Source organism: Microbacterium sp. ABR10 (assembly GCF_057812175.1).
In genome coordinates this window covers 47,013-61,974 of sequence record NZ_CM173821.1, presented here as the reverse complement: position 1 = coordinate 61,974, position 14,962 = coordinate 47,013, and the positions used below count along the sequence as shown (strand labels likewise).

Annotated in this window: 13 protein-coding genes; 10 read left to right on the top strand and 3 right to left on the bottom strand. The window is 70.9% G+C overall.

The features are described 5' to 3' along the window. Window positions 1-319 precede the first annotated feature (319 nt). The 10 genes from ACXKZF_RS00310 to ACXKZF_RS00265 all read left to right on the top strand — a co-directional run bounded on the left by ACXKZF_RS00310 (window position 320) and on the right by ACXKZF_RS00265 (window position 11,059). On the top strand, window positions 320-1,012 hold the full coding sequence (locus ACXKZF_RS00310) for a Pr6Pr family membrane protein (RefSeq protein WP_488985007.1): 693 nt from the start codon (window positions 320-322) through the stop codon (window positions 1,010-1,012). 247 nt (window positions 1,013-1,259) lie between these two features. After that, window positions 1,260-1,937 carry a peptidylprolyl isomerase gene (locus tag ACXKZF_RS00305; RefSeq protein WP_488985006.1) on the top strand — a complete coding sequence of 226 codons (678 nt, stop codon included), beginning with the start codon at window positions 1,260-1,262 and terminating at the stop codon, window positions 1,935-1,937. A gap of 81 nt (window positions 1,938-2,018) precedes the next feature. After that, entirely contained in the window at window positions 2,019-3,461 is a 1,443-nt protein-coding gene (gene argG / locus ACXKZF_RS00300) for an argininosuccinate synthase (RefSeq protein ID WP_488985005.1), read from the top strand. Window positions 3,462-3,775: 314 nt separating this feature from the next. Continuing rightward, a complete protein-coding gene (locus tag ACXKZF_RS00295) occupies window positions 3,776-5,212 on the top strand; it encodes a GntP family permease (protein ID WP_488985004.1) in 1,437 nt (478 codons plus the stop codon). Window positions 5,213-5,332: 120 nt separating this feature from the next. Further along, on the top strand, window positions 5,333-5,812 hold the full coding sequence (locus ACXKZF_RS00290; RefSeq protein ID WP_488985003.1) for a hypothetical protein: 480 nt from the start codon (window positions 5,333-5,335) through the stop codon (window positions 5,810-5,812). Then, a complete protein-coding gene (locus ACXKZF_RS00285) occupies window positions 5,809-6,654 on the top strand; it encodes a DMT family transporter (protein WP_055952903.1) in 846 nt (281 codons plus the stop codon). Before ACXKZF_RS00290 ends, ACXKZF_RS00285 begins: the two co-directional genes overlap by 4 nt. 194 nt (window positions 6,655-6,848) lie before the next feature. Next, on the top strand, window positions 6,849-7,808 hold the full coding sequence (locus ACXKZF_RS00280; protein WP_488985002.1) for a hypothetical protein: 960 nt from the start codon (window positions 6,849-6,851) through the stop codon (window positions 7,806-7,808). 55 nt (window positions 7,809-7,863) lie between these two features. Continuing rightward, window positions 7,864-8,469 (top strand): TetR/AcrR family transcriptional regulator, encoded by a 606-nt coding sequence (locus ACXKZF_RS00275; RefSeq protein WP_488985001.1) that lies wholly within the window; start codon window positions 7,864-7,866, stop codon window positions 8,467-8,469. After that, window positions 8,466-9,125, top strand: coding sequence for a hypothetical protein (locus tag ACXKZF_RS00270; RefSeq protein ID WP_488985000.1), 660 nt, complete (start codon window positions 8,466-8,468; stop codon window positions 9,123-9,125). The genes ACXKZF_RS00275 and ACXKZF_RS00270 overlap by 4 nt, the downstream gene beginning before the upstream one ends. Then, window positions 9,122-11,059: a YhgE/Pip family protein gene (locus ACXKZF_RS00265; RefSeq protein ID WP_488984999.1), complete on the top strand. Its 1,938-nt coding sequence runs from the start codon at window positions 9,122-9,124 to the stop codon at window positions 11,057-11,059. Before ACXKZF_RS00270 ends, ACXKZF_RS00265 begins: the two co-directional genes overlap by 4 nt. Before the next feature lie 123 nt (window positions 11,060-11,182). Here ACXKZF_RS00265 and ACXKZF_RS00260 read toward each other — a convergent pair whose 3' ends face one another. The 3 genes from ACXKZF_RS00260 to ACXKZF_RS00250 all read right to left on the bottom strand — a co-directional run bounded on the left by ACXKZF_RS00260 (window position 11,183) and on the right by ACXKZF_RS00250 (window position 14,909). Further along, window positions 11,183-12,568 (bottom strand): glycosyltransferase, encoded by a 1,386-nt coding sequence (locus ACXKZF_RS00260; RefSeq protein WP_488984998.1) that lies wholly within the window; start codon window positions 12,566-12,568, stop codon window positions 11,183-11,185. Window positions 12,569-12,735: 167 nt separating this feature from the next. Next, window positions 12,736-14,178 (bottom strand): sensor histidine kinase, encoded by a 1,443-nt coding sequence (locus tag ACXKZF_RS00255; RefSeq protein ID WP_488984997.1) that lies wholly within the window; start codon window positions 14,176-14,178, stop codon window positions 12,736-12,738. Then, a complete protein-coding gene (locus ACXKZF_RS00250) occupies window positions 14,175-14,909 on the bottom strand; it encodes a response regulator transcription factor (protein WP_488984996.1) in 735 nt (244 codons plus the stop codon). Before ACXKZF_RS00250 ends, ACXKZF_RS00255 begins: the two co-directional genes overlap by 4 nt. Window positions 14,910-14,962 lie beyond the last annotated feature (53 nt).

Sequence of the window (14,962 nt, the reverse complement as noted above, 5' to 3'; positions counted from 1 at the left end):
CGGCGGTACACCCCATCCTATCGAGCGGGTCCGACACAGCCCCCCGATAGGGCGAGGCGACCAGCCGGGGAACCGGCGAGCGGTGCGGGCGGCGAGACGGCAGGGGCGGGTGGCGAGGGGAGGGGATACCGCGAGCGGAGGAGCAATGGACGCTCCCGCGTCCTCCCCTCACGGAATCTCCTCCCCCCGCCCCATCGCCTCCCCTCGCCGGATCTCCTCCCCTCGCCCCCGCCCGGCCCCACGCGAAAGCGCCCCCACAGCCTCGCCGCGAACGATGCGAACCCGAGACGCCGGGACGCGCCGGCGCTACCCTGGGTCGATGCTGCGAACGCGCGAGTGGGCCGTCGGATGGAACGCCGCGCGCATCGCGGCGGCGGCGATGATCGCGGTCGCGGTGATCGCGCAGTTCGTCTCGTCGGTGACAGGGGCGGTCGAAGCCGGGCGGCACGTGGTCACCATCGTGGCGAACTTCTTCAGCTTCTTCACGATCCTCTCCAACGTCTCGGCGGCGATCGTGCTGCTGATCGTGGGCGTGCGGTTCTTCGTGCGCGGCCGCCGCACCGGCCCCGAACCGCTCGCCCTGGCGACCGTCCTGGCCTGGGTAACCACCTACATGCTCGTCACCGGCGTCGTGTACAACCTGCTGCTGCGCGGCCTGCCCCTGCAGCCCGAGACGGTGCCCTGGTCGAACGAGATCCTGCACGTCTGGGGCCCGCTCTTCCTGCTGCTCGATCTGTTGCTCGGCCCCGGGCGTCGGCGCCTCCCCTGGCGCGCCGCCCTGACGGCGGCGATCTTCCCCATCGCCTGGGTGATCTACACGCTGCTGCGCGCGCCGCAGATCACGAACCCCACCACCGGAGCGCCGTACTGGTACCCGTATCCGTTCCTCGACCCGAACGCCGCCGGGTGGGGCAGCGTGATCTTCTACATCGTCGCGATCGCCGTGGTCATCGTGGGGTTCGCCTTCGGAACGGTCGCCGTCGGTCGCCGCCGCGGCATCCGTTCCGCCTGACGCGCAGCGGTGACGCGCGCTCACCCGCGGCACCCGTCCCGACTCACGCGCCGCGGTGACGCGCGCTCACCCGCGGCACCCGTCCCGACTCACGCGCCGCGGTACCGCGCGCTCACCCACGCGGCATCCGTCCCGCCTCACGCCCAGAGGTGACGCGCGCTCGTTGCCGCGGCATCCGGGACGCCGTGAGGCCCCGACGGTCCGCGACTCACGGCTCGATCGCGGACGCACGGCCTACCCTGGGGAGGTGCGTACGAGACTGATGTCCGCGGCCCTGGCCGCCTCCGCCCTGCTCCTGCTCGCCGGCTGCGCCGGAGGGACGACGGCCGATCCCGCCCCCGCGGCGAGCGCGCCGAGCGAAGGCGCCGTCTCGGGAGAGTGCTCCTACCCCGCGTCGGGTCAGCCCGCCGTCGACGTCACTCCCCCGGCAGAGGGCACCGAGCAGCCCACCGGAGAGGTGCAGGCGGTCCTGCAGACCTCGGCCGGCGACATCCCCCTGACCCTGGACGGCGAGCGCACCCCGTGCACCGTCGAGAGCTTCGTCTCGCTCGCGCAGCAGCAGTACTTCTCGAACACCGAATGCCACCGGCTCACCACGTCGGGCATCTTCGTGCTGCAGTGCGGCGACCCCACCGGCACCGGTCGCGGCGGCCCGGGCTACCGCTTCGACGACGAGCTCGACGGCGGCGAGACCTACCCCGCGGGCACCGTGGCCATGGCGAACGCGGGCCCCGGCACGAACGGCTCGCAGTTCTTCCTCGTCTACGAAGACACCGAGCTGCAGCCGAACTACACGGTCTTCGGCACCATGTCGCCCGAGGGGCTGGCCGTTGTGCAGTCGATCGCTGCGGCGGGTACCGCCGGCGGCGCCCCCGACGGTGCCCCCGCGAACCCGGTGACCATCACCGGTGTGACGGTCGGCTGACCCCTCCTCCCCCGGCGGATGACCGGCCCGCGCGGGGTCCGCGCGTCGGTCGCGGCATCGCGCCGCAATAGAATCGTCGGCATGTCCAAGGTCCTTCAGTCCCTTCCCGTCGGCGAGCGCGTCGGCATCGCCTTCTCGGGTGGTCTCGACACCTCGGTGGCCGTCGCGTGGATGCGCGACAAGGGCGCCATCCCCTGCACGTACACCGGCGACCTCGGCCAGTACGACGAAGACGACATCGCCTCGATCCCGGGCCGCGCCACGCAGTACGGCGCCGAGGTCTCGCGCCTGGTCGACTGCAAGACGGCCCTCGTCGAAGAGGGCTTCGTCGCGCTCGCGTGCGGCGCGTTCCACATCCGCTCCGGCGGCCGCACCTACTTCAACACCACGCCGCTCGGCCGCGCCGTCACCGGCACGCTGCTCGTGCGCGCGATGAAAGAAGACGGCGTCGACATCTGGGGCGACGGCTCCACCTACAAGGGCAACGACATCGAGCGGTTCTACCGCTACGGTCTGCTCGCCAACCCGTCGCTGCGCATCTACAAGCCGTGGCTCGACGCCGACTTCGTCACCGAGCTCGGCGGGCGCAAAGAGATGAGCGAGTGGCTCGTCGCCCACGACTTCCCCTACCGCGACAGCGTCGAGAAGGCCTATTCGACGGATGCCAACATCTGGGGCGCCACGCACGAGGCCAAGACCCTCGAGCACCTCGACGTCTCGCTCGAGATCGTCGAGCCCATCATGGGCGTGCGCTTCTGGGACCCCGAGGTCGAGATCGAGACCGAAGACGTCACCGTCGAGTTCGAGGCGGGCCGCCCGGTCGCCATCAACGGCACACGCTTCGACGACCCGGTGGCGCTCGTGCGTGAGGCCAACACCATCGGCGGTCGCCACGGCCTCGGCATGAGCGACCAGATCGAGAACCGCATCATCGAGGCCAAGTCGCGCGGCGTCTACGAGGCCCCGGGCATGGCGTTGCTGTTCCTGACGTACGAACGCCTGGTCAACAGCATCCTGAACGAGGACACCCTCGCGACCTACCACGAGCAGGGCCGCCGCCTCGGTCGCCTCATGTACGAGGGCCGGTGGCTCGAGCCGCAGTCCCTGATGCTGCGCGAGTCGATCCAGAAGTGGGTCGGATCGACCATCACCGGCTCGGTCACCGTGCGCCTGCGCCGCGGCGAGGACTACACGATCCTCGACACCGTGGCATCCGGAATGTCGTACTCGCCCGAGAAGCTGTCGATGGAGCGCGTCGGCGACGCCGCGTTCGGACCGGTCGACCGCATCGGCCAGCTCACCATGCGCAACCTCGACATCGCCGACTCGCGCGCGCGCCTCGAGCAGTACGCCGCGCTCGGTCTGCTGGGCGGCCCGACGGGCGAGCTGGTGGGCGACGTCGCCGCGGGCGGAGCGCGCGACATCATCGAGTCGGCCGCTCCCCTCGACGCCGCCGGTGAGCGCCTCGCCGACGCCACCGACGCCGCGGGCGAGGGCGCCGCGTTCGACGCCGGCACCGACTGACACGAGCACGCTCGCTGCGACGCCGTCCGCCGGGTGCGGGCGGCGTCGCGCGTTCGTGTGCGGCGAGCCGTGAGGCGGCCGGAGCACCCCTGCGATCAGCGCCCACAGCCGCATCCTGGATCCGTGACGGGTGACAGGGGTGTCCGCTAGCGGACATGACCGCTTCGGGGCCTTGCTGCGTGGCGTCGGGTTCCGCCATCCTGAGCTGCCGGATGCACGTGTCGGCATCCACGGGTCGAGGCGAGAGCCCGCGTTCCATGCGGACACCGCCGCAAGGGATCGATGCACCCGCCCGAACGCGTCGAGGAGAGCCCATGCCCGGGTGGTACACCCTGACCGTCGTCGCCGCCGTCATCCTCGCGGTCGTCGTCGCCATCGTCCGCCTGCGGATCAACCCCGTCATCGCCCTCGCCGTGGGGGCGGCGGCGATCGGCATCCTCACCGGGCTCGGTCCGCTCGACACCGTCTCGACCATGACACAGGGCTTCGGCGAGGTGATGATGGATGCCGGGCTCCTCATCGCGTGGGGGGTGCTGATCGGCGCGATGCTCAACGAGATGGGTGCCGTCACCCGTCTCGTGGAAGCCCTGATGCGGGTGTTCGGTCGCCGCGGCATCCCGTTCGCCCTGGGCCTGTCGTTGGCGACCTACCTGCAGACGATCTTCGTCGACGTGATGATCGTGATCGCCGCTCCCCTCGCCCGACGGATCGCCGCCCGCCTCGGACCTGCCGGGACGGGGATCATCGGCGTGACCTTCGCGGTGTCGCTCGAGGTGGGGATCGTGATGATGGTGCCCGGCTTCGCCGCGGTGGCCCTCGCGGGCGTCGTCGGTGTTCCGCTGGGCGAGATGCTACTCGGCGGGTTCTCGGTCGTCGTGCCGACGGTAGCGCTGTCGATCCTGCTGATGAGCATGTTCTTCCGCCTCGGCTTCTGGAACCCCGAGCGCGATCAACAGACGGCGACCACCGAAGACGTGCGCGAAGGCGGGGCCGTCCTCACCGGCGTGGGCGGTCTGCCCGGCGACACCGATGCCCCCGCGCCCGCGCCCCTCGTCACGCTCGCGCCGACGGCATCCACCGCCCTCGCCCCCTCTACCACCCGGGAGCGGCCCCTGCTGCTGCTGTTCGCGCCGATGCTGGTGGCGCTGCTACTCATCGCCGCGCAGGCAGTGCTCGCGGTACTCGAGATCGAGATCGCTCCGCTGCAGTTCCTCGGCAGCCCCGTCATCGCGCTGCTCCTCGCCGTGATCCTGACCGGGGCGGTCGCCCGTGCGGCCGTCGGGCGGGAGCGCGTCGAGAAGGCCGTGGTCAAGGGTTTCCACGACGGCGGGCAGATCTTCGTGCTCACCGGCGTCGGTGGCTCGCTCGCCGCGGTGATCGCGCAGGGCGACCTCGGCGAGATACTCCAGGGCTCCCTCCAGGCCACCCCCTTCGCACCGCTCCTGGTCGTGTGGGCCATGGCCGCCGTCCTGCACGTCGCGGTCGGCTCGGTCACCCTGTCGGCGATCACCGCGGCCGGCATCATCGCGCCCATCGCCTCCACCATGGGACTCAACCCCCTGCTGGTCGCGCTGGCCGCCGGTGCGGGAGCGCTCTTCTGCGTGCACGTGACGTCGAACACGTTCTGGCTGCTGCAGTCGTTCCTCGGTCAGACGGTGCGGGGCGCATTGAAGACGGTGACGGTGGGCGTCTCGCTCGCGTCGGTCATCGCGCTCGGGATGACGCTGGTGCTGTCTTTCGTGCTGGGCTGACCCCCTCCCCACCGGCGCGCGGACGCCGAGATGTCCTCTTCCGGCCATGACCGCTAGCGGCTCTTGTGGGGCGGGGCATTCACGGTATGCACTTCATACGACCCGACCGGAAAGTCCCGCATGAGTTCAGAGCCCGCCGTCCGCACGGCATCCATCGATCGACCGGCGACGAATCGCTTCCGCCGCGGGCATCCGCTGTTTCCCGTGCTGGCGGTCGTCGTCGCCGGCGCCGTCGCCATCCCCACGGTCACCTGGATCTACGAGAACGCGCACGAGGACCGCAACACGACCGTCGGCATTCTCGCGGTCATCGTGCTGGGGATCGCCGGATTCGGGTGCGTGCTGCGCGCCGTCGCACACAATCGCGACGAGATCACCTGGGTGGACCACCTCGGCAAACTGCTCGCGGTCGCCGCCTTCGCGTACGCCTTCTGGGATGACCTGATCCTGGTCGGCCACGACCTGTGGGGACACGACGTCGACGTCTACATGATCGGGGCGATGCTCGTCTTCGTCGTCATCGCGGCGCTCTGTCTCGCCGGCCTCCTCGCCACCCGGCGACGACCCGCGACGCCGCCGGTCGTTCACGAACGCGGATGATCTCGATCGCCCTGGCGCTCGTCTCCGCGGTCGCCTACGGCACGAGCGACTTCTTCGGCGCCATCGCCTCGCGACGCATCAATGCCCTGCGCGTCATCCTCCTCACCTATCCCGTCTCGACCTTCCTCATCGCTGCGGCCGCACCGTTCGTCGGCGGACGCCTCTCCCCGGAGGCGCTGCTGTGGGGCGGGGCGTCGGGCGTCGCGACAGCGGTGGCGATCTGGTGGTACTACCTCGCCCTCGCCGACGGTCCGATCAGCGTCGTGTCGCCGGTCGCCGCCATCCTCGTCACGGCGATTCCCGTCATCGCGGGCGTGGCGCTCGGCGAACGCCCGTCGACGCTGGCAGTGGTGGGGATCGTCTTGGCCGTGATCGCCATCCCCCTGGTCAGCCGCAGCGGAGCCGGCGGAACTGACGAACGCCGATTCACACCGCGCGTCGCCTGGTTCACGGTGGGATCCGGCGTGCTGTTCGGACTGAGCTTCGTGTTCACAGGTCAGATGCCCGCCGACGGCGGCCTCTGGCCGCTGGCCTTCGCCCGCGCCGTCGCCGCGGCGGTCATCATCGTGGCGGCGCTCCGCCTCGGCCGCGCGAAACCCGTGGGGGGCGGGCTGTTCTGGCTCACCGTCATGATCGGCGTCTTCGACGCCGTCGCCAACGTCGCCATGCTCTACGCGTTCCGCACCGGGCTGCTGTCGCTGGCGAGCGTGGTCATCTCGCTCTACCCCGCCGTGACGGTGGCGTTCGCGGTCGGGGTCGTGCGTGAACGTATCGGCCGGGTGCAGATGGCCGGTCTCGGCCTCGCCGGGGCGGCGATCCTGACCATTGCCGTCGGGGGATGACGCGAGGCCGACGCCCCACTCGCGGGGAGGAATCGACATCGACTCGCGCGCACCGTCGCTCCGTCCTTTCGAGCCCCGAACGGGCCGACGAGGGTGAGGCGGAAACGCAACTGTCCGGCGAACGCAAGCCGTCATCGCGAGAAAGCGCCCCGGCCATGATGGGGAGTCCGACCGGTCACACTTCGGAGAAGCACATGGATGACGACACCCTGCTGGAGATCCTCCTCCGTGGGCGCCCGGCGACGGTCGCCGACGCCGTCCTCACCACCCACCTCGACACCGCGCGGGTCGTCTCCGCCATCGAGCGGTTGCGCAAGCGCGGCCTCATCGGCGGTGTCGACGACCTCTTGGCCTACCCGCCCCCCGCCGACTGGGCCAACGAGGCCGTGACGGTGCACACCCGTCGGGTTCGAGCGGCCGCCGAAGACGCGATGTCGGGCATCGAGCGGATCCTCGAGAACCTCCCGTCGATCCTGCGTGCCTGGTCGGTCGGAGAGGCGTCCGCCGACCTGGTCCCCACAGTGCTGCGGCATGGCCCGTACGCCGCCGAGGACCTCATGTGGGAGCTCTCCGGAACCCCGTCGAGCTCGCTGGTCGCCGTCTTCACCAGCGTCGACCGACTGATGGCGGCATCCCCCGACCGGGCGCTGCGATTCGGCGCCGCACTCAGCGCCCGCGACAACGTGCGGATCATCGTCCCCGCATCGGTGACCACCGATCCGGTGGTCCTCGAACGAATGGCGCTGTACGGTCCCACCGGACTCGAGTACCGCTCCCTCGAGAAGGCCCCGGCGTGGTTCTGGGTCGACGGCGACTACCTCGCCCTGCCCTACGTGTGGGGCGAGACCACCCCCACCAGCGTTCTCGGTGTACGTCACGAGGGCCTGGCGAACATGGTGCGCGCGTACTTCGACGAGCTGTGGCGCCGCGCATCCCCCGTCGGCGTCGACGCGCAACCGTGGACGTCGATCCTGCGCCTCATGCAGCAGGGCTACACGCTCGCGGGCGCGTCGAGCCAGCTGGGGATCAACGCGCGCACAGGTCGACGTCGCATCGCTGCCGCGATGGAGTACTACCGCGCACCGACGTTGTTCGCCCTCGGTGCGGCGTGGACCGCGGCCGGTGCCGACGGGGCCTACCCGCAGCAGGCGTGAGCACGCTCTCATAACTTGCACACCTGTGTGCACTTTAGGCGTACACTTGCTCGTCGTGAGCACATCCACCCGCCGCGACGCCGTCGAGAACCGCGCCGGCATCCTGAGAGCGGCCACCGCCGCCATCGGCCACGACCCCCGCGCATCGATCGACACGATCGCCCGCCGCGCCGGCCTGTCGCGTCGCGCCCTCTACGGGCACTTCGACGACCGCACCGCCATCGTCCGCGAGGTCATCGCCGCGGGCGCAATGCGCTTCAACGCCATCGCCGCCGGGATCGACGACGCCGACTCCCGCGTCGCGCTCGCCCGCCTGGCATCCGAGCTCTGGCGCGAGGCCGCCCACGTGCAGGCCGCCGCCGCCCTCGCCCTCGACGACGCCCACCTGACCGAGACCTCCGCCGCCCTCGCACCGCTGCGCCGCCGCATCGACCAGATCGTGCGCCGCGGCCAAGAAGCGGGAGAGCTGCGCACCGACCTTCCCGCCCCCACGCTGTCGCGCCTGCTGGAGGAGACCGGTCGCACGGTCGTCTCCCGGGTTGATGCCGAGAGCTCCACGGCACGCGAGATCGCCGTCTACGCCGTGCTCGGCATCGCCGGGCTCTCCTGGACCGAGGCGCGCCACCTGCTGGCCCAGCACCCCGAGCTGGCGACATCGTGAGGGTCGTCGTCGACGCCGTCGCGAAGGGCCGCAGCGCCCTGCCCGCGACCACGACCGCGTTCGAGACCGGCCGGGCGAGTCTCGTCGTCGCCGAGACCGAGCAGCGCCCCACGGTGCTGGGTCTCATGGCATCCGGTCGCATGAAGATCGATTCCGGTTCCGTCACCGTCGATGGACGGGTGGATGCCAGAACCCTCCGCCGTCGCGTCGCCCTCGTCGACGCCCCGATCGTGTCGGAACCCGAGCCGAACGTGTCGGTCATCGGCGTCGCCGCCGAAGAGCTCATGTTCGCCGGGCACGCCCCCACCCCGTTCGCCGCCGCGCGGTGGCTGGAGGGCATCGGCCTCGACGCGTCCACCGGCCTTCCCATCGGCAATGTCGAACCGACCGTGCGCATCCGGCTGCTGCTCGAACTGGCCGCGCTGAGAAAGGACGTCGAGGCGCTCGTGCTGGTCGCGCCCGATCGCCACGGTGGGGAACCCCTCGCCTGGTGGGGGATCGCCCAGGAGTTCGCGGAGCGTGGATACGCCGTGCTGGTCATCGCCGGTCAGGCCTCGCGCACCGCGATCGAGGCCGCGGCGGTCGGCGCTGAGATCGTCGCCGAGGTCGACGCTGAGGTCGGCGAGGCCGACGACGCCGCGGAGGTCACACGATGAAGATCCCGCAGATGATCACGGCGGAGCTCCGCCGCCTCACCTCGACGCGCATGTCGGTGATCGCCCTCGTCGCCCTGCTCGCCGTGCCCATCCTCTACGGCGGTCTCTATCTGTGGGCAAACCAGGACCCGTACGGCAACCTGTCCAGCGTCCCCGTCGCGCTCGTCGTCGACGACACCGGCGCCGAGGTGAACGGCCAGCAGCGCAACCTCGGCGACGAGGCGGCGGAGCAGCTGCTCGACAGCGACACGTTCGAGTGGCACCGGGTCACCTCCGACCAGGCCGACGCGGGGCTGGAGGCGGGCGACTTCGACTTCATCGTGACCCTGCCCGCCGATTTCACGGATGCCGTGGCCTCGCTCTCGAGCGCCAGCCCGCGCCAGGCCGGCATCGAGCTGCGCACGAACGACGCGAACAACTACCTCGCCTCCACCATCGGCACGCAGGCCGTCGCCCGCATCCGCACGTCGGTGGCGCAGAAGGTCACCGACGAGGCGGGGCTCACCCTGCTCGACGCCCTGCACACGATCCGCGTGCAGCTCGTCGACGCCACCACCGGGGCGACGCAGCTCGTCGACGGTCTGTCGACGGCGAAAGACGGCTCGTCGCAACTCGCGAGCGGCTCTGCGACCCTTGCCGACGGCTCGTCGCAGCTCGCCGACGGCACCGCGCAGCTCTCGACCGGCGCGAACCAATTGCGCGACGGTACGGCCCAGGTTCGTGACGGCGCGGCACAGGTCGCCGACGGCGCGCAGCAGGTCGCCGGCGGGGTGGACCGCATAGACGAGGCCGCCCGGCGGGTGGGGACGGCGGCCGGGGATGCCGCGGCCCAGCTGCCCCAGGCCCGGGCCGACATCGCACGAGCCCTGACCGACGCAGGACTCGACCCTGCCCGCGTCGACGAGATCCTCTCGCGCCTCGACCCCGTCGGCGAACGCCTCGCCGCGGCGAACACGCGCGTGCAGGACACCGTGAACCAGATCGACCGGCTCGACGACGGCGCCCGCCAGGTCGCGGCCGGGAGCGCCTCCCTCGCCACCGGCGCGGCGAGCGCAGCCGACGGGGCCGCAGCCCTCGCCGACGGCGCCGGCACCGCGGCATCCGGTGCCGCCCAGCTCCGCGACGGCTCGGCGCAGCTGCGCGACGGAGCGTCGCAACTCGACGGCGGGATCGCTCAGCTCTCCACCGGTGCGACGCAACTGCGCGACGGTCTCGCGGCCGGGGTCGCCCAGATCCCCGACGCCGACGACGCGACGCGCCAGGCGCAGGCCCAGGCCATCTCCGATCCCGTCGCCGTCGGCACGAGCGCGGTGACCACGGCGCAGAACTACGGAGCCGGCCTCGCGCCGTTCTTCGCGGCCCTGGCCGGGTGGATCGGCATCTACGCGCTGTTCCTCATCGTCAAGCCGGTGTCGAAGCGCGCGATCACGGCGCTGCGCTCCCCCGTGCGCGTGACGCTGGCGGGCTGGCTCGCCCCGGCCGGTCTCGGCGCGCTGCAGATGGTGGGGCTGTTCACCGTGCTCGCCATCGCCCTGCAGTTCTCGTTCGCCAACCCGGCCGCCGCCCTCGGCATCCTGATCTTCGCGTCGGCGACCTACGCCGCGATCGTCCTCGCCCTGAACGTGTGGCTGGGCTCGGTGGGACAGTTCCTCGGACTCGTGCTGATGGTGCTGCAACTCGTCACCGCCGGTGGCACGTTCCCGTGGCAGACGCTGCCCGCCCCGCTCGCGGCGCTGCACCATGTTCTGCCGATGGGATACGTCGTGGATGCCATGCGCCAGGTCATGTACGGCGGCGACGTCGCGCGGGTCGGTTCGGATCTGCTGGTGCTGGGAGCGTGGATGGTCGGCGGCGTGCTGGTGGCGGCGATCGGCGTGACGCGCATGACGCACCACCGCACGCTGCGCGACCTGCAGCCGAGCCTGATCGGCTGAGCCGGGTCCCGGGGGCTTCGACGAGCTCAGCCACCTCCCCACCACAGGTCCCTGAGCCTGTCGAAGGGACCGCTACCACCCCAGCGCCGACGGACGACGCATATCAGCGGCTCGACGGGTACTTCACGCCGCGCGCTTGGCGCCTGACGTTCGGGGTCGCGCCGGGCGGGCGACGACGTCTTCCAGGAGACGCGAGAAAGTCTCCCCGACCGCCTCCGGGCTCAATCGGCGCGACTGTTCGACGGCTCGCTTCGACATATCGGCCCGCGCGGCGTCATCGAGCAGGAGTGCGGACAGAGCGCTCGCCACACCCTCGGTGTCGCCGGGGGCGACCAGAATGCCTCCCTCGCCCACGTAGTCGCGGGGCCCGTAACACACGTCGAACGCCACGACCGGCAGACCGCTGGCGAGCGCTTCGCCGATGGCCAGGTTCTGTCCCTCGAACGCACTGGTGCTGAGGAAGGCGGTGGAGATGGCCATCGCCTCGCGGACCCGATCCGAATATCCGTGGAGGTGCACGCTCTGGGCCAAGCCGCGGTCCTCGATGAGGTTCTGCAGCAGGGTCCGCAGGGGACCGTCCCCGTAGATGTGGAGGTGCGCGTCGGGAACGCTCTGCAGCACGCGCGGCCAGGAGGCGATCGCGGTGTCGACCCGCTTCTGGTCGACGAGCCTGTTCACCATGAGCACCTCGCGGACCCTCCGCCGGCGAAGACGGGGACGGGGATCGGGGGTGATGGGTGTGGGGATGACGACGGAGCCCTCACGGGCTCCGAAGCGTTCGGCCACGTCATCCTCTTGCGAGGCGGTGGGCCAGATGACGGCATCGAAGCGGTCGAGAAGGGCGAACCATCTGCGCCACCCGTCGTCGCGCAGCGCCGACGAGGGCTCGCAGGGGGCGTCGAGGTGCGAGTTGTGAACGGTGTGCACGATGCGCACGTTCGGATCGGCCCAGTCCGCGATCAGCTCACCGAGCTGCTTGGACTCGCAGATGACCACGATGCAACGATCCTCGTCGTCGGCGCGCGAACGCAGCTGCGCGGCCACGCGCGTCAACCATGCCATGTACAGCTCCTTGAAGCCGGCCATGGTTCTGCAGCCGCCGTCTGCGCGCACGACGACCGCTGTCTCGGTCAGGTGCCAGGCGGGATCCCCGATGACGGGGAGGGAGACGACCTCTCGTCCTTCCCCGTCGCGGATCGCGCGGTACGAGGCGTCGGGATCGGCCCGGCCCTCTCGAGCCTTCTCCCAGAGCCAGGACGGATCGTGCAGGATCTCTTCGAAGAGGTTCCGGATCTCGACGTTCGGGTGCGGATCGGGGAAGGCTTGTCGATTGTCCCTCGCGTGCTCGTCCGCGCCGCCGACGTCGAAGGTCAGCAGCAGCGGGTGCGTGACGCCGATCGACCCGAGCAGGCGAAGGCGCGTAGCGACCGCGACGGCGTACCCTCCGTCGCGGTGAGGCGCTAAACGGCTGGTGAGTACAACGAAATCAGCGTCGGGGGGCGCAGGCATCTTCAGATCCTCATAGCGAGCACATAACGCGACCCTAAGCGTTCCTATGAGTGGGATATGGGGCGTTGCTCGTGAGAGGGATTCGTGCAGACCGCCACCACCTGCGAGACGGGGTGATCCGGGGGAGACGCTCTGCGCCGACCGATTCGTTCCGCGGCCGCCCGCGCTCACTCGGGCAGCCGCACCTCGAACACCGTCCGCCCGGGCGCGCTCTCGACCGAGATGCTCCCGCCGTGCGCCTCGGTGATCGCCTGCGCGATCGAGAGCCCGAGACCCGTGCTCCCGGCATCCCGATTGCGCGAGTCATCTCCCCGGGCGAAACGGTCGAAGAGGCGCTCCGCGACGCTCTGATCGATCCCCGGCCCGGTGTCGGCCACGCGCAGCACGGCCTCCGCGGCCTCGCGGGCGAGCGACAGCGTCACCGTCGTCCCCGGCGGCGTGTGCGTCTGCGCATTTCGCAGCAGGTTCGCCACGACCTGCCGCAGGCGGTTCTCATCTCCGGTCACCGAGATGAGGTCGTCGGTCACGTCGAGCCGCCACTCGTGCGTCGCATCCGCGGCCTGGGCATCGCTCACGGCGTCGACGGCGAGCAGCGTCAGCTCGACCTCGTCGCGGCGCAGCGGCTGTCCGGCATCCAGTCTCGCCAGAAGCAGAAGATCGTCGACGAGGGATGCCATGCGCTGGGCCTCCGACTCGATCCGGTCGAACGAACGGGCCTGGGTGGGCGTCATCGGCGCGTCTTCGCCGAGGGAGAGCTGCGCGTAGCCGCGGATGCTGGCCAGGGGCGTGCGGAGCTCGTGGCTGGCGTCCGCGATGAAGCGCCGCAGCTGCTCCTCGCTGTGCTGCCGCGCGGCGAGCGAGGACTGCACGTGCCCGAGCAGCCCGTTCAGCGACGCCCCCACCCTGCCCACCTCGGTCGTGGGGTCGGTGTCGGAGGGGGCGACCCGGTCGGGGATGTCGACGCTCCCCGCACTCAGCGACAGCGTCGACACCCGTTGCGCGACGCCCGCCACCCGGTCGAGCGGCCGCAGACTCCGTCGCACGAAGAGCGACAGCCCCAGCACCGCGACGAGCAGCGTCACCGCCGAGACGGCGACGAGGATGACGGTCAGGGCCGAGGTGGTCGCGGTCACGTCGGCCTGCGAGTTGCCGGCGAAGACGGTGACGCCATCGTCGACGGCCGCCGCTACGCGGAACGCCCCGAAGTCTGCGCCGAGGTCCACGGTCGTGGGCGTGCCGTCGGTCGCCACCGACGAGCGCAGCAGCGCGACCTGCTCGTCGCTCAACGCCACCTCGGTGCCGTCCGCTCGCGTGTAGCCCGAGCGCTGCACCGTCCCGTCACCATCGATCACCGCCTGAAGGGTGCCGATGCGCGGCGCCGGGCTCCCGGTATCCATCCCCGGGGGCCGACTGTCGTCGCCGCGCCCCCCGAACGCGTCCCGGCCGACCGCGAACGACAGCCCCTCGCGCACCTGCTGGTCGAGCCGGTCGAGGGCGAAGGAGCGCAGCGCGAGGATCGTGGCCAGACTCATCACGACGAACGCGAGCGCGACCAGCACGCTCGTGCCGACGACGAGGGTGCGCCGCAGAGTCCAGCGGGCCCGGGTCATGACGCCTTGATCGTGTATCCGACGCCGCGGACGGTGTGGATCAGGGGCTCGCCGAGCGTGTCGATCTTCTTGCGCAGATACGAGATGTAGATCTCGACGACGCTGCCGTTGCCACCGAAGTCGTAGCTCCACACCTGATCGAGGATCTGCGCCTTGCTCAGCACCCGGCGCGGGTTCTGCATCAGGTAGCGCAACAGCTCGAACTCCTTCGCGGTGAGTTTGATCGGGATGCCACCGCGCTCGACCTCGTACGACTCCTCGTCGAGCGAGAGATCGCCCACGCGCAACCGCGGGTCGGCGTCGACGGCCGCCGCGACGTGACGGCGGGCCATTCCCCGCAGGCGCACGATGACCTCCTCGAGATTGAAGGGCTTCGTGACGTAGTCGTCGGCGCCGGCCGAGATCCCGGCGATGCGGTCTTCCACGGCATCCTTCGCCGTCAGGAACAGCACGGGCGCGTCGTTGCCCGCCGCCCGGACGCGGGTCAGCAGCTCCATGCCATCGAGCCCCGGCATCATGATGTCGAGCACCAGCAGATCGGGCGCGAACTCGCGGATGACGCCGAGCGCCTCCTGCCCGTTCGCCGCGGTGCGCGCGTCCCACCCCTCGTTCTGCAACGCCATGCGCAGGAGATCACTGAGGTTCGCCTCGTCGTCCACGACGAGCACACGGATGGGCGAGCCGTCGGGACGGGCGAGGGGCGCAGGGCGGGAGGTCACGAGAGCCAGCATGCACGCTCCCCGGCCTCGGAGTCACGCGACATACGCGGTTCATAGCAACGGTG